We start from the raw sequence: 23,261 nt of genomic DNA, 5'->3' as shown, positions 1-23,261 counted from the left end.
GCTCAGTCGCCCCTCAGCCGACCGCCCATCTCCTGGGCCAGGTCGACCGCATAGTGGTCGGTCATGCCGCCGATGAAGTCGAGCATGCGCCGGTAGCTGTCGTAGAGGCTCCAGGAGGGGCGCGGGGTGTTCTCGCCGATCAGCGCCAGCACCCGCTGGTGCTTGAAGGTGGAGCGCCCCTGGTAGTGCAGCTCATGGGCGGCGCCGATGAAGGCCTCCAGCAGGATCCCCAGGGTGGTATAGGCGCCGATCTCCAGCTTGGCCTTGCGCTCGTTCTGGAAGATCCGCTTGCGGGCCAGCTGCTTGGCCATCTTCACGCCCCAGCCGAGGTCCGGGTGGCAGAGCTCCAGCAGGTCCTCCTGGAGGCGCCCGCCCAGGAGCTCCGCCTCGTGCTGCACGAAGACCGCGCCGACGTCGCTCACCGCCCGCTCCATGGCCGCGCCGCGCAGGGCGGCGATGCGCCGACGCTGGGAGACGCCGCTCGCCTGCATCTCGGGATAGTCCGGCGGGGCGCCGCCGGCGATCTGGGTGAGGATCTCGGCCACCTCCTCGAAGCCCAGGATGCCCATCTCCAGGCCGTCCTCGAGGTCGAGCAGGGCGTAGCAGATGTCGTCGGCCGCCTCGACCAGCCAGGCCAGCGGGTGGCGGCACCAGCGCCCGTCGCCCCGGGGCAGCAGGCCGAGCCGGTCGGCCACCTCCTCGAGCAGCGCCCGCTCGCTCTGGTAGCAGCCGAACTTGCCGGCCGCCCCGCCGTGCTCGACGGTCCAGGGGTACTTGAGCAGGGTGCCGAGGGTCGCCGTGGTCAGGCGCATGCCGCCGCGGAACTGGTTGTACTCGATCTGGGTGACGATGCGAAAGCCCTGGGCGTTGCCCTCGTAGGTGAGCAGGTCCTCGCGCTCCCGGGGCGAGAGCCCGTCGAGCAGGCCGCTGCCGTCGACCTCGGCACGGGCGAACCAGTCGCGGATCGCGTACTCGCCGGCGTGGCCGAAGGGCGGGTTGCCGATGTCGTGGCCGAGGCACGCCGCCTGGACGATCACCCCCAGGTCGGCGGGGGTGATCCAGGCCGGCAGGCGCTCGCTCAGCCGCTCGCCGACGATCATGCCCAGCGACCGGCCCACGCAGCCCACCTCCAGCGAGTGGGTCAGGCGGGTGTGGATATGGTCGTTGTCGGTCAGCGGGTGTACCTGGGTCTTGCGCCCCAGGCGGCGGAAGGAGCCGGCGAAGACGATCCGGTCGTGATCCTTGTGAAAGGGGCTGCGGCCGATCTCGCCGCGCCCGCTTCCGGGGCGCGCGCCGCGCCGGTCGTGCAGCCGCCCCGGGTCGAGCAGCCGCTCCCAGCTCATCTGCGTCATGGGCAATCTCTCCTTGGAGGCTCCATTCTGGCACCGCCATGCGCACGATGGCCATCGCGCGCGCCGGCGCCATCATTTCGCCGGCTAACAAATTTCCATAGAATCGTCTGCCATGGCCGCGCCTTGCAGAAGAAAACCCACAAAATCCGACACGATACAGCGCTGATGTCTGGCATCGTGCGGTTCGACGCGGCCCCGACGCTACAACCCCCTTACAAGGCAGACGCTTCATGTCCTCGACTTCCGATGCTCCCGCCGCGACGTCCGGAGGGGATCGCGGCTTCTTCGGCCACCCCCGCCCGCTGGGCTCGCTGTTCTTCACCGAGATGTGGGAGCGCTTCTCCTACTACGGCATCCGCCCGCTGCTGGTGCTGTTCATGGCCGCCGGCCTCGCCGAGGGCGGCCTGGGCTTCAGCCGCGAGGACGCCGCGGCCATCGTCGGCATCTACGCCGGCGCCATCTACCTCTCGGCTCTGCCCGGCGGCTGGCTGGCCGACAACTGGCTCGGCCAGCGCCGCGCCGTCTGGTACGGCTCGCTCCTGATCGCCCTGGGCCACCTGGCCATCGCCCTCTCGGCACTGTGGGGCGCCACCGCCTTCTTCGTCGGCCTGCTGCTGATCGTGTTCGGCTCGGGGCTGTTCAAGACCTGCATCACCGTGATGGTGGGCAGCCTCTACGACGAGGGCGACGCGCGCCGCGACGGCGGCTTCGCGATCTTCTACATGGGCATCAACCTCGGCGCCCTGCTGGCCCCGCTGATGACGGGCCTTCTGATCGAGCGCGGCGGTTGGCACTGGGGCTTCGGCATCGGCGGGCTCGGCATGCTGGCCGCGCTGCTGATCTTCCGCCTCTGGGCGATCCCCGCCATGCGGCGCGCCGACGCCGAACGCGGCCGCGACGCCGGCTGGGACGCCCCGGCGGTCCAGCGCCGTGGGGTGGGGCTGGCGGTCTCGGGGCTGTCGATCCTTGCCGCCGCCCTGGTCGGCCTCGCGGCCGTCGGCGTGATCCGGCTAGAGCCGGTGGCGATCGCCGAGGCGATGACCAGCGTGATCATCGCCTGCGCGCTGGGCTTCTTCGTCTACCTGATGGCCTTCGCCGGCCTCGACACCCGGGAGCGCGCCCGGGTGGTGGTGGCCTTCCTGCTGATCGTCGCCTCGGCCTTCTTCTGGGCCTCCTTCGAGCAGCAGCCCACCTCCTACAACCTCTTCGCCAACGACTACACCGACCGTGCGCTGTTCGGCTGGGAGATCCCCACGGTCTGGTTCCAGTCGCTCAACGCCGTCTTCATCATCCTGCTCGGCCCGCTGTTCGGCTGGCTATGGCCGGCCCTGGGCCGCCGCGGCCTGGAGCCGGGCAGCGCCACCAAGTTCGTGATGGGGCTCTTGTTCGCCGCCGCCGGCTTCGGCCTGATGATGCTCGCCGCGCGCCAGGTGCTCGTCGGCGACGGCCTGGTCTCGCCGCTGTGGATCACCGCCAGCCTGCTGCTGCTGACCCTCGGCGAGATGTGCCTGAGCCCGGTGGGCCTCTCCACCATGAGCACCCTGGCGCCCCGGCGCATCCGCGGCCAGCTGATGGGCCTGTGGTTCACCTCCCTGGCGCTGGGCAACCTGGTGGCCGGGCTGATCGGCGGCAACGTCAGCGCCGACAAGCTCGCCGAGTTGCCGGCGCTGTTCGGCCGCTCGGCCGTGGCACTGGTACTCTGTGCCCTGGTGCTGGCGCTGCTGACGCCGCTGATCGGCCGCATGCTCAAGGGCGGCCAGCGCGAGGCCGCCGCCTCGTCCCCCTCCTCATCCACCACCGGAGCCTGACATGAGCCACGCCCCCACGACCCCCGCGGCCCGTCTCGCCGCCCTGCGCGACGCCATGCGCGAGCACGCCATCGACGCCTGGTGGCTGCCCTCGTCCGACCCCCACAACTCCGAGTACCTGCCCGAGCACTGGGCCGGCCGCGCCTGGCTCTCCGGCTTCGACGGCTCGGTGGGCACCCTGGTGGTCACCCAGGAGACCGCCGGGCTGTGGGTCGACAGCCGCTACTTCGTGCAGGCCGAGGCGCAGCTCGCGGGCTCCGGCATCGAGATGATGAAGCTCGTCCAGGGCCAGGCGACGGCGCCCATGAGCTGGCTGGCCGAGCGCCTGCCGGCCGGCGCCACCCTCGGCTACGACGCCCAGGTGGTCTCGCTGGCCCACGCCCGGCAGATGGAGGAGATCCTCGGCCCGGTCAGCATCGCCCGACGCGGCGACCTGGACCTGCTCGACACCGTCTGGCCCGACCGCCCGGCGCTGCCCGCCCAGCCGCTGTATGCCCAGCCCGCCGCCTTCCGGGACGAGATCCGCCCCGAGCGCCTGGCGCGGCTTCGCGCGGCCATGGCCGAGCACGGCGCCGACTGGCACCCGATCTCGACCCTGGACGACATCGCCTGGCTGACTCAGCTGCGCGGCGACGACGTCGCCTACAACCCGGTGTTTCTCGCCCATCTGCTGATCGGCCGCGACACCGCCACCCTGTTCGTCGCCCCCGGCAGCCTCGAGGCCGAGCTCGAGGCGGCGCTGGCCGCCGACGGCATCGCCGTCGCGCCCTACGACGCCTGGCGCGCGCGGCTCGCCGCCCTGCCCGCCGATGAGCGCGTGCTGCTCGACCCGACCCGGCTGACCCTGGGCACCCGCGAGGCGCTGCCCGCCGAGATGGCGGTGGTCGAGGCCTTCCAGCCCAGCACCCTGGACAAGGGCCGCAAGAGCGACGCCGAGCTGGCCCACGTGCGCCGCACCATGGAGGCCGACGGGGCCGCCCTGTGCCGCTTCTTCGCCTGGCTGGAGCGGGCGCTGTCCGAAGGCGAGCGGGTTACCGAGCTGGACGTGGAGACGCGGCTGCGCGAGGAGCGCGCCCGGGATCCCCACTTCGTCAGCGAGAGCTTCAATACCATCGCCGCCTTCAACGCCAACGGCGCCCTGCCCCACTACCGGGCCACGCCCGAGGCCCACGCGGTGATCGCGGGCGACGGCCTGCTGCTGATCGACTCCGGCGGCCAGTACCACGGCGGCACCACCGACATCACCCGAATGGTGCCGGTGGGCAAGGTCTCGGCGGCCCAGCGCGAGGACTCCAGCCTGGTGCTCAAGGGCACCATCGCGCTGTCCCGGGCCCGGTTCCCGGAGGGCATCGCCGCGCCGCGCCTGGACGCCATCGCCCGGGCGCCGCTGTGGGCCACCGGCCGCGACTACGGCCACGGCACCGGCCACGGCGTGGGCTACTTCCTGAACGTCCACGAGGGGCCCCAGGTGATCAGTTCCGGCGCCCCGGTGGCGCCCCACACCGCCATGCGCGCGGGGATGATCACCTCCATCGAGCCCGGCGTGTATCGCCCGGGCGAGTGGGGCGTGCGCATCGAGAACCTGGTCGCCAACCGGCCCGCCGAGGCGAGCGACTTCGGCCACTTCCTGCGCTTCGAGACGCTGACCCTGTGCCCCATCGACACCCGCTGCCTCGACGTCGCCCTGCTCGACGCCGCCGAGGCGGACTGGCTCGACGCCTACCACGCCGAGGTCCGCGGCCGGCTCGCGCCGTACCTCGAGGGCGAGTCCCTGGCCTGGCTCGAGGAGCGCACCCGGCCGCTCGACCGCGGCTGATCGCGCGTCGCCCCCCAGGGCGTCGCCCGACACGGAAAAGGGGCGCCGGCATGCCGGCGCCCCTCGTCGTTGGAGTCACAGTGACAGCACCACAGAGCGTGAGCCGTCTCTCGACTTAGTCCTCCGCCAGCGCCGGCAGCAGGGTCTTGAGCTTGCGGGTAAGCGTATTGCGCCCCCAGCCCAGCAGCTCGGCGGCCTCGCCGGTCTTGTGGAGAGGGCCCGCCGGTGTGCTTGAGGGCGGTCTCGATCAGGATGCGCTCGTGAGTTTTGGTCAGCGGCAGTGCCTCCTCAATCTCCATCCGCCAGCGCCGGCAGCAGGGTCTTGAGCTTGCGGGTGAGCGTATTGCGCCCCCACCCCAGCAGCTCGGCGGCCTCGCCCTTGCGCCCGCCGGTGTGCTTGAGGGCGGTCTCGATCAGGATGCGCTCGAAGTCCGGCACCGCCTCCTCGAGCAGGTGGGTGTGGCCGTCGCTCAGCGCGCGGTCGGCCCAGTCGCGGAAGGCGGTGCGCCAGTCGCCGATCCGTCCCTCGGTGACGCCGGGCTCGCGAAGCTCCGGTGGCAGGTCCTCGACCAGCACCTCGCGGCCGGAGGCCATCACGGTCAGCCAGCGACAGGTGTTCTCGAGCTGGCGGACGTTGCCCGGCCAGGGCAGCCGGGTGATATGGGCCTCGGCCTCGGGGGTCAGCACCTTAATGTCGGTGGCGAGCTCCTTGGCCGCCTCGGAGAGGAAGTGACGGGCCAGCCGCGGGATGTCCTCGCGACGCTCGGCCAGGGTGGGCAGGTGCACGCGGATCACGTTGAGGCGGTGGAACAGATCCTCCCGGAAGCGCCCGTCATTCACCAGGGTCTCGAGGTTCTGGTGGGTGGCGGCGATGATGCGCACGTCGACCTTCACCGAGGTGTGGCCGCCGACCCGGTAGAACTCGCCGTCGGCTAGCACCCGCAGCAGGCGGGTCTGGGTCTCGGCGGGCATGTCGCCGATCTCGTCGAGGAACAGGGTGCCGCCGTTGGCCTGCTCGAAGCGCCCCTGGCGCTGGGCTGTGGCGCCGGTGAAGGCCCCCTTCTCGTGGCCGAACAGCTCCGACTCGATCAGGTCCTTCGGGATCGCCGCCATGTTGAGCGCGATGAAGGGATTGCCGGCCCGTGGGCTGTGCTGGTGCAGGGCGCGGGCGACGCGCTCCTTGCCGGTACCCGACTCGCCGTTGATCAGCACCGTGATGTGCGAGTGGGAGAGCCGGCCGATGGCCCGGAACACCTCCTGCATCGCCGGCGCCTCGCCGATGATCTCGGCATCCAGCCCCTCGGGCACGCTGACCGGGCGCTGGCGCTCGCGGGCGTGGGCCACGGCCCGGCGCACCAGGGCGAGCGCCTCGTCGACGTCGAAGGGCTTGGGCAGGTACTCGAAGGCGCCTCCCTGGTAGGAGGCCACGGCGCTGTCGAGGTCGGAGTGGGCGGTCATCACGATCACCGGCAGCTCCGGGTGGGCCTCGCGCACCCGGGCCATCAGGTCCAGGCCGTCGAGCCCCGGCATGCGGATATCGGTGACCAGCACCTCCGGCGGGGCCTCGAGCAGGCGCTCGAGGGCACGGTCGGCGCGCTCGAAGGTCTCCACCTCGAGGTCGGGCTGGGCCAGGGCACGCTCCAGCACCCAGCGAATGGCGCGATCGTCGTCGACGACAACGACGCGGGCGGCATCAGTCATGGCGCTTCTCCAGCGGAATCAGCAGTCGGAATTGGGTATGGCCGGGGCGCGAGTCGCACTCGATCAGCCCCTGGTGCTGGTGCAGGATCGACTGGGCGATCGAGAGGCCCAGGCCGCTGCCCTCGGCGCGCCCGGAGACCATGGGATAGAAGAGCGTCTCACGCAGCGCCTCGGGGATCCCCGGGCCGTTGTCGGTGATCGCCACCTCGCAGACCAGCCGATGGCGCTCGGCGCCCAGGGTGAACTGGCGACGGGCGCGGGTACGCAGCGTCAGCCGCGGCGACGGGGTCTCGGCCTCGGTCATCGCCTCCACGGCGTTGCGCGCCACGTTGAGCAGCGCCTGGATCATCTGCGCCTCGTCGCCGGCGAGCTCCGGGAGGCTGGGGTCGTAGTCGCGCTCGATCCATACCGCCGGGTGCTCGACGATCAGCAGCGAGCGCACCCGCTCGAGCACCTTGTGAATGTTGAGCGGATCGTGGCGCACCATCCGGTTGGGCCCGAGCATCGAATCGACGAGGTCGCGCAGGCGATCGACCTCCTCGATGATGATTCGCGTGAACTCCTGGAGACCCGGATCATCGAGGTCCCGCTCCAGCAGCTGGGCCGCCCCGCGGATGCCGCCCAGGGGGTTCTTGACCTCGTGGGCCAGCCCCCGGGCCAGCACCTTGATGGTCTCCTGGCGGGTCTGCAGCGCCTCCTCCCGGGAGATGCGCAGCAGCCGGTCCCGGGGCTCCATCTCCAGCAGCAGCTCGTTCGGGCCGAGGGGGGTGACGGTGTAGTCGACGGTCAGCGGCTCGCCGGTGGGCCGGATCAGGCGCGCCTCGCGCTGGGTGAAGGGGTGGAACTCGTCGCGGGCCTTGGCCAGCAGCCCGCCGAGGTCCTCCTCCCCCTCTACCAGGTCGGGCAGCGGCTGGCCCTGCAGGCGACTCAGGCTGAGCGCCAGCAGCGCCTCGGCGGCCGGGTTCATCCAGCGCAACCGCAGCTCGCCGTCGAGCAGCAGCACCGCGGTGGTGAGGTGTTCCATCAAGCGTCGATACATGAAGCCGTCCTGCCCGGTTCGGTGGGCGCCTCGCGAGGAGGCGCCGTGAGCCTGCACTGGGGAGGACCTGCAAGAAGCGCGCCACCTCGTGAGGCGGCGGGTGGCGCCTTTCCAGGGCAGGACCGCCCCATCTTGGCGCACCATTTTAGTGCAACCGATCGTCGAACGCCCGTTCATGTGCAGCCGATCGAGCGAGCCGAACGCTCAGGAGGCGTCGCGCGGCGACGGATCGTGCCGGGGATGGGACTGCGGGGGTGGCCCGGGGTATCGGAGAGGGTGATGCCGGGGAGGGTGATGCCGGGGCGGGCGATCGTCGCCCGCCTTGCGCGGCCCGTCGCGCAGCCGCTCGAGATGCTGGAAGGCGCGCCCCTCCTTCACCCGGTCGGCGTGATCGAAGGCGTCGAAGCGCCCATCGTCGCGAGGCACAGGCTCGCGACAGGGCCGATGGGTGCCGTCCGGACACGGCGGCCGATGTGTCCGGCGAGGGGTGAGCTAACCGCTCGGGTTGTTGGGGTTGCGGGGGAGATTGACGCTGGCCCGCTGCACGTAGAGGGTCACCGGCGAGCTGCGGTGGCGCACCGCCCCGCTGCCGTCCAGCAGCTCGGCCTGGAGCACGTGCTCGCCGCGCGGGAGGTTGTTGAGCAGGAAGGTATCGGTATGCATGGCCGTCTGGCTGACCCGGCCATCCACCAGCAGGCGCACCCGATGGTCCTCGCGCAGCTCGGGTTGGATGCCAAGAGTCACCTGGACGTTGCCGGCCGCGCCGGTGGGCAGGGTCTCCTCCTGGCCGGGCGAGAGGATGCCGAAGCGATCGTAGGGCATGAACGGCTGCCCCGGCGCCGCCGCCTCGGGCGCGCCCTGCGCTCCTTGCACCGCGGGCGCCATGCCCGCCGTCTCGCCGGGGCTCGGCACCACGGTGAGCGGGTCGAGGGTCACCGCCTCGCCGCCGCCGTCGGGGTTGTCGGTGAAGACCACGTTGCCCTGGGCGTCGGTGGTGCGGTAGATGGTCTGGGCGTGAGCCGCCAGGCTCAACGACAGCCCCAGCGCCACCATGGCCAGTGCCTTGTTCATGCGCCGATTCCTGCGTTGCCGATGGGTTTCCCTTTATGATGCAAGACTAGCCTAGAAGCCGCCCCCGAGGAACGCGGATAGCGTTTCCGGGCGACATTGACGCCGAGGCCGGGGATGACACGGCCCGATGACGAGAGGAGACGCGGCATGGACGCCTGGCAGACGGTAATCGTCCTCACCCTGATGGCCGGCATGGCGATGCCCCTGGGCGCCTGGTTGGCGCGGGTGGAGTGCATCCCGATCGACTGGCTCGAGAACGAGCTGCGCCACGGTATCATCGCCTTCGGCGGCGGGGCCCTGCTCTCCGCCGTGGCGCTGGTGCTGGTGCCGGACAGCCTGCCGGCCCTCGATATCGCCACCGCCACGGCCTGCTTCGTGGCCGGCGGGATGGCGTTCATGGCCCTGGACATCGCCCTCAACCGCAGCGGCACCTCGGCCAGCCAGCTGGCCGCCATGCTGGCGGACTTCGTGCCCGAGGCCCTGGCCCTGGGCGCGGCCTTCGCCCACGGCAGCAGCGGCAGCCTGCTGCTCGCCGGCCTGATGGCCCTGCAGAACCTGCCCGAGGGCTTCAACGCCTACCACGAGCTGCGCCGCTCCACCCCCTACACCAGCCGGCGGCTGATCGGCCTGTTCTTCGCCATGGCCTGGCTGGGGCCGCTGGCCGGGCTGGGCGGTTTCCTGTGGCTGGCGCCCTACCCCACGGCAGTGGCGATGATCATGCTGTTCGCCGCCGGCGGCATCCTCTATTCGGTGTTCCAGGACCTCGCGCCCCAGGCCAGGCTCGAGCGCCACTGGGGGCCGCCCCTGGGCGCGGTACTCGGCTTCGCGCTGGGCCTCGTCGGCCATATGCTGCTCGATTGACCCGCTGCGACCGGCGGCGACTCGCATAAAAAAGAGGCACGCCCGGGGCGTGCCTCTTGCGATGCGGAGGGCGGCGCCGGGGCGCCGCGGGCTCAGCAGCTGTAGTACATGTCGAACTCGACCGGATGAGTGGTCATGCGCAGGCGCTCCACGTCTTCCTCGAGCAGCTCGATGTAGGCATCGATCATGTCGTCGGTGAAGACGCCACCCTCGGTCAGGAAGGCGCGGTCGGCGTCCAGCGCCTCGAGGGCCTGGTCCAGGCTCTCGGCGACGGTCGGGATGGACTTGCCCTCTTCCGGCGGCAGGTCATAGAGGTTCTTGTCCATGGCGTCGCCAGGATGGATCTTGTTCTTAATGCCGTCGATGCCGGCCATCAGCATCGCCGCGAAGCACAGGTAGGGGTTGGCGGTCGGGTCGGGGAAACGAGCCTCGACGCGCTTGCCCTTGGGGCTCGCGGTGTAGGGAATGCGGATGGAGGCGGAGCGGTTGCGGGCGCTGTAGGCCAGCATGACCGGCGCCTCGAAGCCCGGCACCAGACGCTTGTAGGAGTTGGTGGAGGCGTTGGTGAAGGCGTTCAGGGCACGGGCGTGCTTGATGATGCCGCCGATGTAGTAGAGCGCCATCTCGGAGAGGCCCGCGTACTCGTCGCCGGCGAACTGGTTCTGGCCGTCCTTCCAGAAGGACTGGTGGACGTGCATACCGGAGCCGTTGTCGCCGACCAGCGGCTTGGGCATGAAGGTGGCCGTCTTGCCGTAGGCGTGGGCGACGTTGTGCACCACGTACTTCATTTCCTGAAGTTCGTCGGCCTTCTTCACCAGGGTGTTGAACTTGACGCCGATCTCGTTCTGGCCGGCGTTGGCGACCTCATGGTGGTGCACCTCGACGGTCTGACCGATGGCCTCGAGGGTGTTGCACATGGCGCCACGGATGTCGTGGAAGCTGTCGACCGGGGGCACCGGGAAGTAGCCGCCCTTGACCCGCGGACGGTGCGCCAGGTTGCCGCCCTCGACCTGGCGGTCGGTGGCCCAGGCGCCCTCCTCGGAGGTGATTTTGTACATGGCGCCTTCGATGTCGGCCTTCCAGTGCACCTCGTCGAAGATGAAGAACTCGGGCTCCGGGCCGAAGAAGGCGGTGTCGCCCAGGCCGGAGGACTGCAGGTAGGCCTCGGCGCGCTTGGCGATGGAGCGCGGATCACGCTCATAGCCCTGCATGGTGGCCGGCTCGATGATGTCGCAGCGCAGGATCAGGGTGGCATCTTCGGTGAAGGGGTCGAGGAAGCCGGTGCCGTCTTCCGGGCGCAGGATCATGTCGGACTCGTTGATGCCCTTCCAGCCGGAGATGGAGGAGCCGTCGAACATCTGGCCGTTCTCGAAGAACTCCTCGTCGACGTCACGGGCCGGAATGGTGACGTGCTGTTCCTTGCCTTTGGTGTCGGTGAAGCGCAGGTCGATCCACTTCACGTCATGTTCTTCAATCAGGGCGAGCGTCTTCTCGGACATGAGGTCCTCCACAGTGAGCTGGGCTGAAAAGCTGGAGCGGTGGCGGGGCCGTGGTGCGGGCCGGTTCCCACGACGTTGTAGCATGTCGTCGGGCCGGTGCCCACGGCCACGATGCCGCCGCATGGCCTGCCAAGAGGAATGCAGGGTGCGTGCCAATCTTGCACCATCTCACGACACCCTGCCCATAACCCATTGATAAAAATGAAGCTTTATCAAAACTTCCTGCCACCTTCCGTGCACCAGAATCGCAACCCGGGCCATCGGCGTGGCGTGCCTCGCCCCCTTCCGCACCATTTGCGTGCAGCTAGATCGCCAGTTGCACCGCATTGAAGCAAGCAAGCGTCCTCTGTCACCTCGCGCTCCCTTGCCGCCATGACCTCTCTCATGCGGGCGACAGTCGGAAGGTCAGCTTGGCAACACAGAAATATCAGTCCGGCGTCCGTTGATACGTGTTAACACCAAAAACTACACTCGTTTACATGACGGCGCCGGCCCGGGGTGGCGCGACCCCCCGGAGGGGTGGCGCGGGTTCTGGAGTGAGCGCCATTCCGACGCCCAGCGCCCAACCAGGGGAGCCGACCCGAGCATGATCGTCTGCAGCATCCTCCTCGATGCCCGCGCCTCGGGTGCCGGCCTGCCGCGACGCCTGGCGGCGCTGAGGCCCCTGCGACAGCGCCGCGACCTGCACCTCGAGGTGCTGCTGGCCGACGATACCGGCGATGCGCGCCTGCACCGCCTGGCCACTCGCCACGACGTCCACCTGATCGCCACCGAGGGGACCCCGCTCGGTGACCGCCTCAACACCGTGGTGGCCCACAGCCAGGGCCAGGCGCTGCTGTTTCCGGCCCCGGGGCGCCCCCTCTCGCCGGCCTGGCTGGTGGACACCCTGGCCGAGGTCGAACACCACGTCCGGGACGCCGTGGTGCTGACGGCCGGCCGCCCCAACCGGCTGTCGCTGTTCTGGCAGCGCCTGCGCCACCGCGCCCTCACCGATACCCTCTGCGTCTCCCGCGCCTGGTTCGAGCGCATCGGCGGCTGCGACCCCTCGCTGGACGCCGAGGCCCTGCCCGACCTGATCGCGCGGCTGCATGCCTGCCAGGCGCGCGTCACCGCCATCGAGGCCTGAAGCGCCCGCTGGCGGCCCTTTCGGCCCGTTCCAAGCCACTGATATCTGGTCGTGACGGAAGATTCACGGCGACAAAGCTGGTAGCCGTCATCGCCCTGCCCCTATAATGCGCCCCCAATTTTGTCAGCAGGATCCCGTCGTGATCGAGAATCTTCGCAACATCGCCATCATCGCTCACGTCGACCACGGCAAGACCACCCTGGTCGACAAACTGCTCAGCCAGTCCGGCACTCTCGACCGCAAGGCCGAGGGGCAGGAGCGGATCATGGACTCCAACGACCAGGAGAAGGAGCGCGGCATCACCATCCTGGCCAAGAACACGGCGATCCGCTGGCAGGCCCCCGACGGCCAGGACTACCACATCAACATCGTCGACACCCCCGGACACGCCGACTTCGGCGGCGAGGTCGAGCGCGTGATGTCGATGGTCGACTCCGTGCTGCTGCTGGTCGACGCCGTCGACGGCCCGATGCCCCAGACCCGCTTCGTGACCCAGAAGGCCTTCGACCAGGGCCTGAAGCCGATCGTCGTGGTCAACAAGATCGACCGCCCCGGCGCGCGCCCTGACTACGTCATCGACCAGATCTTCGACCTGTTCGACAACCTCGGCGCCAGCGACGAGCAGCTCGACTTCCCGATCATCTACTGCTCGGCCCTCAACGGCATCGCGGGTCCCGAACCGGACCAGCTGGCCGAGGACATGACGCCGATGTTCCAGTCGATCATCGACATCGTCGAGCCGCCCAAGGTCGAGCTCGACGGTCCCTTCCAGATGCAGGTCTCGGCGCTGGACTACAACAGCTACGTCGGCGTCATCGGCCTGGGCCGCATCACCCGCGGCAGCGTCAAGCCGAACCAGCAGGTCACCGTGGTCAGCAAGGAAGGCCAGGAGCGCCGCGGCAAGATCGGCCAGGTGATGACCCACCTGGGCCTGGAGCGGGTGCAGACCGACGAGGCCACCGCCGGCGACATCGTCTGCATCACCGGCATCGACGCCCTGGCGATCTCCGATACCCTGTGCGACCCGGCCGCCGTCGAGGCGCTGCCGGCGCTGACCGTCGACGAGCCGACCGTCTCCATGACCTTCCAGGTCAACGACTCGCCCTTCGCCGGCAAGGACGGCAAGTTCGTCACCAGCCGCAACATCAAGGATCGCCTCGAGCAGGAGCTGATCCACAACGTGGCGCTGCGCGTCGAGCAGGGCGACAGCCCCGAGAAGTTCATCGTCTCCGGGCGCGGCGAGCTGCACCTCTCGGTGCTGATCGAGAGCATGCGCCGCGAGGGCTTCGAGCTGGCCGTGGGGCGTCCCGAGGTGATCATCCGCGAGATCGACGGGGAGAAGCAGGAGCCCTACGAGGAAGTGATCATCGACTGCGAGGAGCAGCACCAGGGCTCCATCATGGAAGAGCTCGGCTACCGCAAGGGCGAGCTCAAGAACATGAACCCGGACGGCAAGGGCCGCGTGCGCCTGGACTTCATCATCCCGGCGCGTGGGCTGATCGGCTTCCGCGGCCAGTTCCTGACCCTGACCTCCGGCACCGGCATCCTCACCAGCCGCTTCGACCACTACGGCTCGCTCAAGCCGGACGCCTCGGTGGAGCGTCGCAACGGCGTGCTGGTCTCCATGGTCTCCGGCAAGGCCCTGGCCTACGCCCTGTTCGCTCTGCAGGATCGCGGCAAGCTGATCATCGAGCACGGCACCGAGGTCTACGAGGGCATGCTGGTGGGCATCAACAACCGCGCCGAGGACATGGTGGTGAATCCTACCAAGGCCAAGAAGCTCGACAACATGCGCGCCTCCGGCAACGACGAGAACCTGGTGCTCACGCCGCCGGTTCGCTTCACCCTGGAGCAGGCCATCGAGTTCCTCGATGACGACGAGCTGGTCGAGATCACCCCGAACCACATCCGGCTGCGCAAGAAGCACCTGACCGAGAACGAGCGCAAGCGCGCCAGCAAGAAGTAAGCCGGCCCGCCGCCGACAGAGCCCGCCCATCGGCGGGCTCTGTCGTTTGTGGCCACCGCGTTCGGCCCCGCGCCCCGGCGACGGCTATGCTGTGATGGGCAGGCCGGAGGCCGAGCTCACCCACCCAAGGAGTGCCGTCATGCACAAGCACGTGGAATGGGACGATCCCGGCGAGAGGAGCGTCCTGGACTACTACGCCGACCATCCCGACGACTACCGTCCGCCCCAGCGCGGCAGCATCCTCTCGGCCAGCTACCGGGGGTTCACCGTCCGGGTACGGGTCGAGGCGCGGGTCGAGGAGACCAACATCGGCGAGGTGGTGGCGCTGATCGCCGACGACAACGGGCGGCGCCAGCAGGCCGCCGGCGACCTGGCACTGGGCGACACGGTGCGCCTGCCCGACGCCTTCCGCGCCCTCGAGCCTCGCCACCCCGAGGAGTCGGAGGAGCCGGACGAGTCGCAAGACTGATCCCGACGGCGGTGGCTACCGGCCACCGCCAACGTCTCCTAAACGCTGGCCGACTAGCCAGCCAGGCCCTCGTGCCGCAAAGTTGGCGGCACAGGCTCACAAGGCCCATCAAGGCAATCCCGGATTCCCATGAGCACGCATAACGTCTGGACCCACAAGGGCACCTTCCTGCTGGCCGCCGTCGGCTCGGCCGTCGGGCTGGGCAACCTCTGGCGCTTCCCCTACCTGACCGGCGAGAACGGCGGGGGGGCCTTCATCCTGGTCTACGCCCTGACCATCTTCGCCGTGGGCATTCCGATCCTGATCGCGGAGATCATGCTGGGCCGCAACAGCCGGCGCAGCCCGATCATGGGCATGCGCTTTCTCACTCGCACCCACCAGACCTCCCGCGCCTGGGAATCGATCGGCTGGCTGGGGGCCGCCTCGGCCTTCCTGATCCTGAGCTTCTACTCGGTGATCGCCGGCTGGGCGATCCACTACACCGGGCTGATGCTGACCGGCGGGCTGGCCGAGATCGACGCCGCCGGGGCCGGCCAGCGCTTCGATGCGCTGCTCGCCTCGCCGACGCTGCTGACCCTCTACCACACCCTGTTCATCGCCGCCTCGGCGCTGATCGTTGGCCTCGGCATCCACAAGGGCATCGAGGCGGGCCTGCGCCTGCTGATGCCGTCGCTGTTCGTGATCCTGCTGGTGGTGCTGGGCTATGGCGCCGTGGTCGGCGACATCGGCGCCGCGGCGAGCTTCCTGTTCACCTTCAACCTGGCGGACCTGAGCCTCGAGGGCTGGCTGGAGGCGATGGGACAGTCGTTCTTCACCCTGAGCCTCGGCATGGGCGCGATCATGGCCTACGGCGCCTACATGCCGGGCGAGTCCTCGCTGACCCGCACCGCCTTCGCGATCGCCCTGGTCGATACCGCGGTGGCCATGGTGGCGGGCCTGGCGATCTTCTCGCTGGTCTTCGGCTCCGGCCTGAACCCCGGCGAGGGCCCCGGCCTGATGTTCGTCACCCTGCCGCTGGCCTTCGCCGAGATGCCGGGCGGCGCCCTGGTCGGCGGGGTCTTCTTCGTCCTGGTGCTGGGCGCGGCGATCAGCTCGTCGATCTCGCTGATCGAGCCGGTGGCGGCCTTCCTGGTCGAGCGCTTCGACCTGACCCGCCCCCAGGCCGTGGTCCTGATGGTCATCGCCAGCTGGGCGCTGGGCCTGCTCACTGTGGTCAGCTTCAACCTCTGGGCCGAGGGCACCCTCTTCCACACCCTGTTCGGGCGCAGCGCCTTCGGCTTCATCGAGATGCTGACCAACATCTTCATGCCGCTCGGCGGCCTGATGATCGCGCTGTTCGCCGGCTGGGCGCTGACCCACTCCGAGGTGATGAGGGAGATGCATACCAACGAGCGCTGGTTCCGCATCTGGCGCTTCCTGGTACGCTTCGTGGCGCCGGCGGCCGTGGCCTTCGTCTTCCTGCGCAGCATCCCCCAGGTGGAGGGCTACCTGATCCCGGCCATCGGCGCGGTGGTGATCGTCGGCGCCTTCGCCGCGGGTCGCACCTTCCTCGCCGACGACAGTCAGCAGCAGTAGGCGCCCGAGAACGGGAACCTCGGCGCCGAGACGTCACAACAACAACCAACGGAATCCGCCATGGCTGCCATCATCGATGTACAGCACGTCAACAAGGCCTTCGGGGGCCTCAAGGTCATCAATGACTGCTCGATCCAGGTGGAGAAGGGCTCGGTCACCGGCCTGATCGGCCCCAACGGGGCCGGCAAGTCGACGCTGTTCAACATCATCGCCGGGGCCCTGCCGCTGGACAGCGGTCGGATCCTGCTCGACGGCGACGACATCACCAACCAGCCGGCCAACGCGCTCTTCCACCAGGGGCTGCTGCGCACCTTCCAGATCGCCCACGAGTTCTCCCACCTGACGGCCCTGGAGAACCTGATGATGGTGCCGCCGGCACAGTCCGGCGAGAACCTGTTCGCCGCCTGGTTCACGCCGGGCCTGGTCAAGAGCGAGGAGGCCGAGGTGCGCCGCCGGGCGCTGGAGGTGATCGACTTCGTCGGCCTGTACCACGTGCGCAACGAGCTCGCCGGCAACCTCTCCGGCGGCCAGAAGAAGCTCCTCGAACTCGGCCGCACCATGATGACCGACGCCCGGGTGGTGCTGCTCGACGAGATCGCCGCCGGGGTCAACCGCACCCTGCTCGGCGACCTGGTCACCAACATCGAGCGCCTCAATCGCGAGATGGGCTACACCTTCCTGGTCATCGAGCACGACATGGACATGATCGCCCGGCTGTGCGACCCGGTGATCGTGCTGGCCCAGGGCAGCGTGATGGTCGAGGGCAGCATCGAGGAGATCCAGAACAACCCCGAGGTCATCGAGGCCTACTTCGGTGCCGCGAGCTGACCGGCGCCTCGAGGCCGCCCCGGGGCTCGGCGCTTCACCGGGCGCCACCAATAACGATAACGAACGCAGAGAACGACTGACCATGCCATTACTCGACGCACGCGACGTGCACGGTGGCTACGGCGGCATGAACATCCTCAACGGGGTGGACATGGCCATCGAGTCCGACCAGATCGGCGTGATCGTCGGCCCCAACGGGGCCGGCAAGTCCACCATGCTCAAGGCCGTCTTCGGCCTGCTCCACGTCAGTCAGGGCGAGATCCTGCTGCGCGGCGAGCCGATCCACAACCTGCCCCCCAACAAGCTGGTGCAGAAGGGAATGGGCTTCGTGCCCCAGGAGAACAACGTCTTCCCGAGCCTGACGGTGAAGGAGAACCTGGAGATGGGCGCCTTCCTCAAGCCGGGCAACGTCAAGCGCATGCTGGCCCAGGTGTACGACTTCTTCCCGCCGCTCCACGAGAAGCGCCACCAGCCGGCCGGCGAGCTCTCCGGCGGCCAGCGCCAGATGGTGGCCATGGGCCGGGCGCTGATGGCCGAGCCCAGCCTGCTGCTGCTCGACGAGCCGACCGCCGGCCTCTCGCCGCTCTACATGAACGAGATCTTCGAGCAGGTGAAGCTGGTCAACTCGGCCGGCGTGGGCATCCTGATGGTCGAGCAGAACGCCAAGCAGGCGCTCGGCATCGCCGACAAGGGTTTCGTGCTGGCCGCCGGCCAGAATCGCTTCACCGATACCGGGGCCGCCCTGCTGGCCGACCCGGACGTGGCCAAGAGCTTCCTGGGCGGCTAGCCCGGAAGGTCAGAGAAGGTGGGAGAGTATCGACGTGAATGAACTGGTCTTCTTTATCAACAACGTGGTGATCGCCGGCAGCGTGACCGGCTCGATCTACGCCATCGGCGCGGTGGGCGTGACGCTGATCTTCAGCATCATGCGCTTCGCCCACTTCGCCCACGGCGACATGATGACCTTCGGCGCCTTCATGGTGCTGCTGCTGGCCAGCGCCTTCCCGGGCGCCGGGGCGGCCTTCGGCATGCCGGCCGCCGTGGTGCTGCTGCCGGTGGCCATGGCGCTCACCGCGCTGCTGGCGGTGGGCATCGACCGCGCCTTCTACAAGCCGCTGCGCGCCCACGGGGTCAAGCCCATCGTGCTGGTGATCGGCTCGCTGGGGGTGACCCTGATGCTGCAGGGGCTGATCCGGCTGTTCTCGGGCACCGGCGGGTCGAGCCTCTACGTCGACGACCGCAAGGAGATCTTCCGCCTCGCCCTGCCCTTCGAGGGGGTGCGGGCGCCGGTGGTGATCACCGAGCCCCAGCTCTACCTCTTCGTGATCACCCTCGTCGCCGTGGTGGGCCTGCACCTCTTCCTGACCCGTTCGCGGCTCGGCAAGGCGATGCGCGCCATGTCCGACAACCCCGACCTGGCCCAGGCCTCGGGCATCAACACCAACACCATCGTCGCCGTGACCTGGGTGATCGCCGGTGGCCTGGCCGCCATCGCCGGCACCCTGCTGTCGCTGGACGTCACCTTCAAGCCCGACCTCAGCTTCTTCCTGCTGCTGCCGATCTTCGCCGCCGCCATCGTCGGCGGCGTCGGCCACCCCTTCGGGGCGGTGGCCGGCGGCTTCGTGGTGGGCTTCGCCGAAACCCTGGCGGTGTTCAACTGGAGCGTGCTGCTCAGGCCCTTCCGCGACAGCCTGCCGGAGTGGCTGACCCAGGCCGGCAACCTCGCCTTCGTCGGCACCGAGTACAAGATCGTGGTGCCCTTCTTCATCCTGGTCGTCATCCTGGTGTGGCGTCCCACCGGCATCTTCAAGGGCAAGGTGATCTGATGGAAACCAAACGCGCGGATATCGTCGCCGCCCCGAGCCGCTTCCCGCTGCGCGAGGCCGGCCTCTTCATCGCCCTGCTGGTGGCCGTGGTGGGGGTCTATGCCGTGATGGGCGGCGCCTACAGCACTCGCATGCTGGTGGAAGCCTCGTGCTACGCCATCCTGGCCCTGGGCCTGACCATCCAGTGGGGCTACGCGGGCCAGTTCAACGCCGGGGTGATGGGCTTCGTGGCGCTGGGGGGCTTCAGCGCCATGTTCTTCAGCATCCCGGTCAACGAGGCCTTCTGGGAGAGCGAGCTGCCCGGCGAGCTCGGCCTGGTGCTGCTCGCCATGGTGGCCGCCGTGCTGGTGGTGTTCGGCGCCACCCGCCTCGACCGGCTCGGCGTGCCCCGGAAGCTGCGCACCCTCATCGCCGTGGTGCTCGGGGTGGTGCTCTACCTGGTGGTGATCAACGCCCTGCGCGGCGTGACCGACCAGATCGAGTCCCGGGCCGGTTTCATCGGCGGGCTGGGCCTGCCGGTCGGCGTGGGCTGGATCGTGGGCGGCGCGCTGGCAGGCGCCGTGGGCTTCTTCATCGGCCGGGTCTGCCTGGGGCTGCGCAGCGACTACCTGGCGATCGCGACGCTGGGCATCGCCGAGATCATCAAGGCCTTCCTCAAGAACTCCGACTGGCTGACCCGCGGCACCGCCACCGTCTCGCCGCTGCCCTGGCCGGTGCCGGGTCCCGAGGCCGTCGGCTTCACCCTGGCCCGGGCGATGTACCTGTCGGTGACCGCGGTGATGATCGCGCTGATCTTCTTCCTGCTGAGCCGCGCCTATCACGCCCCCTGGGGACGGATGATCCGCGCCATCCGCGACAACGAGCTCTCCTCCGCCGCCATGGGCAAGGACATCAACCGGCGGCGCCTGGAGATCTTCGTGCTGGGCTGCATCCTGATGGGCCTCGGCGGCGCCGCCCTGGCGAGCTTCAACAGCATGTTCGACCCCCAGGGCTACCTGCCGCTCAACCACACCTTCCTGGTGCTGGTGATGGTCATCCTCGGCGGCCCCGGCAACAACCTGGGCACCATCTTCGGCGCCGTGGCGGTCTACATCATCTGGATCATGTCCGAACCGCTGGCGCTGTTTTTGATGGAGCTGGCCGTCTCCTTCGGCCAGGATGCCTTCGGCTGGGAGGCCCCCACCAACATGGACAGTCGGGCGCTGCAGGCCCGGGTGTTCGTGATCGGGCTGCTGATCACCCTGGTGCTGCGCTTCGCGCCGAAGGGGCTGCTGCCGGAGAAGGTCAAGCACGTGGCCTGATGGCCAGGGGCCGCGCCCACCAGAAAGGCCCCGACGGGTGGTAACCCGTCGGGGCCTTCGTTCACTCGCCCTTGCGCAGCGTGGGCGCGCCGCTCAGAGGTCGACGTAGCCCTGGCTGGTGAAGCTGCCGTCCTCGACCACCATCTCCAGCACCACGCCCGGCACGTCGCCGTTGGCGTCGAACTCATGGGTGCCCGACGCGCCCTCGTAGTTGATCTCGGTGCCGGCGGCGATCAGCTCCACCGCCTTCTCCCACTCGCCGGGCAGGATCACCTCACCAGGGGCGCTGGCGACGCTGCGCAGCGCCTCGTTGAGCCCCTCGCGCTCGGCACTGCCGTTCTGCTCGATGGCCAGCGCCAGCAGGAAGGCGGCGTCGTAGGCCTGGGCGGCGAACACCGCGCTGGGGTCGATGCCGGCCTCCTCGGCCTGGTCCTGGAACATGGCGGTACCCGGCAGCTCCGGGCTGCCCGGACGGGTGGCGATCATGCCCTCGAGCACGTCGGCGCCGATGGCCTCGACCAGGCTGTCGCCGACCATGCCGTCGGCCCCGATGTACTGGGTGAACATGCCGCTCTCGTAGGCCTGGCGCACCACCGTCTGGCCGGAAGTGTCGGCATAGGCCAGCACCACCAGGTTCGGCACGCCGGTGGAGGAGAGGGTGCCCAGTTCCGAGCGATAGTCGGCGCGGTTGTCCTCATGGGCGAGGTTCTCGGCCACCATGCCACCTTCGGCCTCGAAGGCCGCGGCGAAGGCGTCGGAGAGGCCGCGGCCGTAGTCGTTGTTGACGTAGGTGACGACGACCTCCTCGATGCCCTTGTCGATCAGCAGCTTGGCCAGCATCTCGCCCTGGAAGGCGTCGGAGGGCACGGTGCGGAACACCAGGTCGTTGTCGTCGAGGTCGGTGACCGCGGGCGCCGTGGAGGCCGGCGAGACCATGGTCACCCCGCCCGGCACGGCGGCGTTGTTGGCCGCCGCGATGGTCGCCCCGGTGCACAGCGCGCCGACGATGGCGGTGACCTGCTCGGTGTTGACCATGCGGTCGGCGGCATTCGAGGCGGCCGAGGCATCGGAGCAGGTGGTGTCGCCGGTGGGCATCACCAGCTCCTGGCCGTCCAGCAGGCCGCCCTGCGCATTGACCTGCTCCACCGCCAGCTGGGCGCCGTCGAAGATCGGCGGCGTCAGGCTCTCGATGCCGCCGGTGAAGCCCCCCAGGAAGCCGACCTTGACCTCGGCCTGTGCCATGCCGGAGAGGGCCAGGGTGGACGCCGCTACCGCCGTCGCTAGAACGCGTTTCTTCATGATTGTTGGTCTCGCTCTGGTTGCTCGGATCATGGACTGCATGAATCACCCCTCCAATCTGGAAGGCCAAGCCCCAAAACACAAGCCGACGCTACCAACGCTCGCCCCCCGCCAGTACCCGGCAAATCATTGATCGCCATGGCGAAGTCCCGATGCTTAAGCGTTCGCACGCGCGCTTCAACGCAACCGGGTCCCCGGCCCGTGCCGAGGGCCGGCCGCCTGAATAAGGATTCGTGGTTTTTCTTTCTGTAGAATCGCCCTCCTTGAACGACAATCACCACATAAAAGCTGTTTGATAGAAAGGAGTCCCTACGTGACCACCCCCTCGACGACCGCCTCCACCGGCGTATGGCGGCGCATCCCGCTGTGGCAGAAGATCCTCGCCGGTCTGGCGCTGGGCATCCTCGCCGGCGCGCTGATGGGCGAGGACGCCAGCGTCTTCAAGCCCATCGGTGACATCTTCATCAGCGCCATCAAGATGCTGATCGTGCCGCTGGTGTTCTCCACCCTGGTGGTGGGCATCACGGCGATGCGCGACCCGCAGAAGATGGGCCGCATCGGCATCCGAACCATCGGGCTCTACCTGCTCACCACCGCCTTCGCCATCGCCATCGGCCTGCTCGCCTCGCTGATCTTCCAGCCCGGCGTCGGCCTCACGATGAGCTTCGAGTCCGGCGTCGAGGCCCAGGACGCGCCGAGCCTGGTGGAGATCCTGGTCGGCCTGGTGCCCCAGAACCCCATTGATGCCCTGGCCAGCGGCAATATCCTGCAGATCATCGTCTTCGCCATCGGGCTCGGCATCTCGCTGACCATGATCGGCGAGAAGGGCGAGCCGGTCGTGCGCGTCTTCGAGAGCTTCGCCGAGGCGATGTACAAGCTGACCAGCTTCGTCATGGCCCTCGCCCCCTTCGGCGTGTTCGGCCTGATCGCCCACGTCTCGGGCAGCTACGGCCTGGAGGTGCTGCTGCCGCTGGCCAAGGTGATCGGCGTGGCCTACCTCGCCAGCGTGCTGCACGTGCTGATCGTCTACTCGGGCCTGCTGGCGCTGCTCGGCCGCCTCAACCCGGTGCGCTACCTGAAGGGCATCCTCGACGCCCTGGTGGTCGCCTACTCCTCGGCCTCCTCCTCCGGCACCCTGCCGGTCTCGCTGCGCTGCGCCCAGAAGAACCTCGGCGTCTCCGAGGGCGTGGCCGGCTTCGTGCTGCCGGTGGGCGCCACCATCAACATGGACGGCACGGCCATCTACCAGGGCGTGGTGGCGGTGTTCATCGCCCAGCTGCTGGGCGTCGAGCTCAGCATGATGGACTACGGCATGATCATCGTGACCGGCACCCTGGCCTCCATCGGCACCGCCGGCGTGCCCGGCGCGGGCCTGGTGATGCTCTCCATCGTCATGGCCCAGATCGGCCTGCCGCTGGAGGCGATCGCCGTGATCGCCGGCATCGACCGCATCCTCGACATGGCCCGCACCAGCGTCAACGTGGCCGGCGACCTGATGGTCACCACCCTGGTCGGCAAGAGCGAGGGCGAGCTCGACGAGGCCGTCTACAACGCCTCCGACAAGCGCTGATCCCCGGCGGCGCCGGCCCCGGCCGGCGCCGGCCCCGGCCGGCGCCGCCCCCTCCATGACGCTCCTCTGCCACGACGCTTCCCTTCACGACGCTTCCCTGCCGCGACGACCCCAGCCGCGACGCCCCCGCCCCACCGAGTGCTACAGTGATCCT

General features: G+C 69.1%; 18 protein-coding genes and 1 pseudogene. 12 read left to right on the top strand and 7 right to left on the bottom strand.

Annotated features, from left to right (window positions below; all coding sequences use genetic code 11):
* Positions 1–2 precede the first annotated feature (2 nt).
* A complete protein-coding gene (locus FIU83_RS01340) occupies positions 3–1,352 on the bottom strand; it encodes a deoxyguanosinetriphosphate triphosphohydrolase (protein ID WP_152482406.1) in 1,350 nt (449 codons plus the stop codon).
* Positions 1,353–1,582: 230 nt separating this feature from the next.
* Between FIU83_RS01340 and FIU83_RS01335 the strand changes: the two genes are divergently transcribed.
* On the top strand, positions 1,583–3,160 hold the full coding sequence (locus FIU83_RS01335; RefSeq protein WP_152482405.1) for a peptide MFS transporter: 1,578 nt from the start codon (positions 1,583–1,585) through the stop codon (positions 3,158–3,160).
* 1 nt (position 3,161) lies between these two features.
* Complete coding sequence (locus FIU83_RS01330) at positions 3,162–4,976, top strand: aminopeptidase P family protein (RefSeq protein WP_152482404.1); 1,815 nt, start codon at positions 3,162–3,164, stop codon at positions 4,974–4,976.
* A 115-nt stretch (positions 4,977–5,091) separates the two neighbouring features.
* On the opposite strand, the pseudogene FIU83_RS17730 reads toward FIU83_RS01330, so the two are convergent.
* The 4 genes and pseudogenes from FIU83_RS17730 to FIU83_RS01310 all read right to left on the bottom strand — a co-directional run.
* Positions 5,092–5,175, bottom strand: a pseudogene (locus FIU83_RS17730) (helix-turn-helix domain-containing protein); the annotation flags it as partial.
* Between the two features lie 89 nt (positions 5,176–5,264).
* Positions 5,265–6,677: a nitrogen regulation protein NR(I) gene (gene glnG / locus FIU83_RS01320; protein WP_152482403.1), complete on the bottom strand. Its 1,413-nt coding sequence runs from the start codon at positions 6,675–6,677 to the stop codon at positions 5,265–5,267.
* Positions 6,670–7,716: a nitrogen regulation protein NR(II) gene (gene glnL / locus FIU83_RS01315; protein ID WP_152482402.1), complete on the bottom strand. Its 1,047-nt coding sequence runs from the start codon at positions 7,714–7,716 to the stop codon at positions 6,670–6,672. The genes glnG and glnL overlap by 8 nt, the downstream gene beginning before the upstream one ends.
* A 492-nt stretch (positions 7,717–8,208) precedes the next feature.
* Positions 8,209–8,787, bottom strand: coding sequence for a DUF4124 domain-containing protein (locus tag FIU83_RS01310; RefSeq protein ID WP_152482401.1), 579 nt, complete (start codon positions 8,785–8,787; stop codon positions 8,209–8,211).
* Positions 8,788–8,934: 147 nt separating this feature from the next.
* Between FIU83_RS01310 and FIU83_RS01305 the strand changes: the two genes are divergently transcribed.
* Entirely contained in the window at positions 8,935–9,648 is a 714-nt protein-coding gene (locus FIU83_RS01305; RefSeq protein ID WP_152482400.1) for a ZIP family metal transporter, read from the top strand.
* 92 nt (positions 9,649–9,740) lie between these two features.
* Here FIU83_RS01305 and glnA read toward each other — a convergent pair whose 3' ends face one another.
* Positions 9,741–11,147, bottom strand: a complete 1,407-nt coding sequence (gene glnA, locus FIU83_RS01300; protein WP_152482399.1) for a glutamate--ammonia ligase — start codon at positions 11,145–11,147, stop codon at positions 9,741–9,743.
* Between the two features lie 586 nt (positions 11,148–11,733).
* Here glnA and FIU83_RS01295 point away from each other — a divergent pair.
* The 8 genes from FIU83_RS01295 to FIU83_RS01260 all read left to right on the top strand — a co-directional run bounded on the left by FIU83_RS01295 (position 11,734) and on the right by FIU83_RS01260 (position 20,238).
* The gene (locus FIU83_RS01295) at positions 11,734–12,273 is read left to right on the top strand and encodes a hypothetical protein (RefSeq protein WP_152482398.1); all 540 of its coding nucleotides are present in this window, start codon (positions 11,734–11,736) and stop codon (positions 12,271–12,273) included.
* A gap of 139 nt (positions 12,274–12,412) precedes the next feature.
* Positions 12,413–14,239, top strand: a complete 1,827-nt coding sequence (gene typA / locus FIU83_RS01290) for a translational GTPase TypA (protein ID WP_152482397.1) — start codon at positions 12,413–12,415, stop codon at positions 14,237–14,239.
* A 139-nt stretch (positions 14,240–14,378) separates the two neighbouring features.
* A complete protein-coding gene (locus tag FIU83_RS01285) occupies positions 14,379–14,708 on the top strand; it encodes a hypothetical protein (RefSeq protein WP_152482396.1) in 330 nt (109 codons plus the stop codon).
* Positions 14,709–14,837: 129 nt separating this feature from the next.
* On the top strand, positions 14,838–16,283 hold the full coding sequence (locus tag FIU83_RS01280; protein WP_152482395.1) for a sodium-dependent transporter: 1,446 nt from the start codon (positions 14,838–14,840) through the stop codon (positions 16,281–16,283).
* A gap of 60 nt (positions 16,284–16,343) precedes the next feature.
* Positions 16,344–17,111, top strand: a complete 768-nt coding sequence (locus FIU83_RS01275) for an ABC transporter ATP-binding protein (RefSeq protein ID WP_152482394.1) — start codon at positions 16,344–16,346, stop codon at positions 17,109–17,111.
* 82 nt (positions 17,112–17,193) lie between these two features.
* Positions 17,194–17,898 (top strand): ABC transporter ATP-binding protein, encoded by a 705-nt coding sequence (locus FIU83_RS01270; RefSeq protein ID WP_152482393.1) that lies wholly within the window; start codon positions 17,194–17,196, stop codon positions 17,896–17,898.
* A gap of 34 nt (positions 17,899–17,932) precedes the next feature.
* Positions 17,933–18,937 (top strand): branched-chain amino acid ABC transporter permease, encoded by a 1,005-nt coding sequence (locus FIU83_RS01265; RefSeq protein ID WP_152482392.1) that lies wholly within the window; start codon positions 17,933–17,935, stop codon positions 18,935–18,937.
* A complete protein-coding gene (locus FIU83_RS01260; RefSeq protein ID WP_152482391.1) occupies positions 18,937–20,238 on the top strand; it encodes a branched-chain amino acid ABC transporter permease in 1,302 nt (433 codons plus the stop codon). The genes FIU83_RS01265 and FIU83_RS01260 overlap by 1 nt, the downstream gene beginning before the upstream one ends.
* Positions 20,239–20,331: 93 nt before the next feature.
* Here the strand turns inward: FIU83_RS01260 and FIU83_RS01255 are convergent, their stop codons facing one another.
* Complete coding sequence (locus FIU83_RS01255; protein ID WP_152485204.1) at positions 20,332–21,540, bottom strand: ABC transporter substrate-binding protein; 1,209 nt, start codon at positions 21,538–21,540, stop codon at positions 20,332–20,334.
* 310 nt (positions 21,541–21,850) lie between these two features.
* Here FIU83_RS01255 and FIU83_RS01250 point away from each other — a divergent pair, with 310 nt between their 5' ends.
* Positions 21,851–23,107: a dicarboxylate/amino acid:cation symporter gene (locus tag FIU83_RS01250; protein ID WP_152482390.1), complete on the top strand. Its 1,257-nt coding sequence runs from the start codon at positions 21,851–21,853 to the stop codon at positions 23,105–23,107.
* The last annotated feature ends 154 nt before the right edge of the window (positions 23,108–23,261 follow it).

Source organism: Halomonas sp. THAF5a (genome assembly GCF_009363755.1).
In the GTDB taxonomy this organism is placed as follows: Bacteria; Pseudomonadota; Gammaproteobacteria; order Pseudomonadales; family Halomonadaceae; genus Halomonas.
Note: the sequence above shows the minus strand (reverse complement) of the source record. Positions and strands in the feature narration are given on the sequence as shown.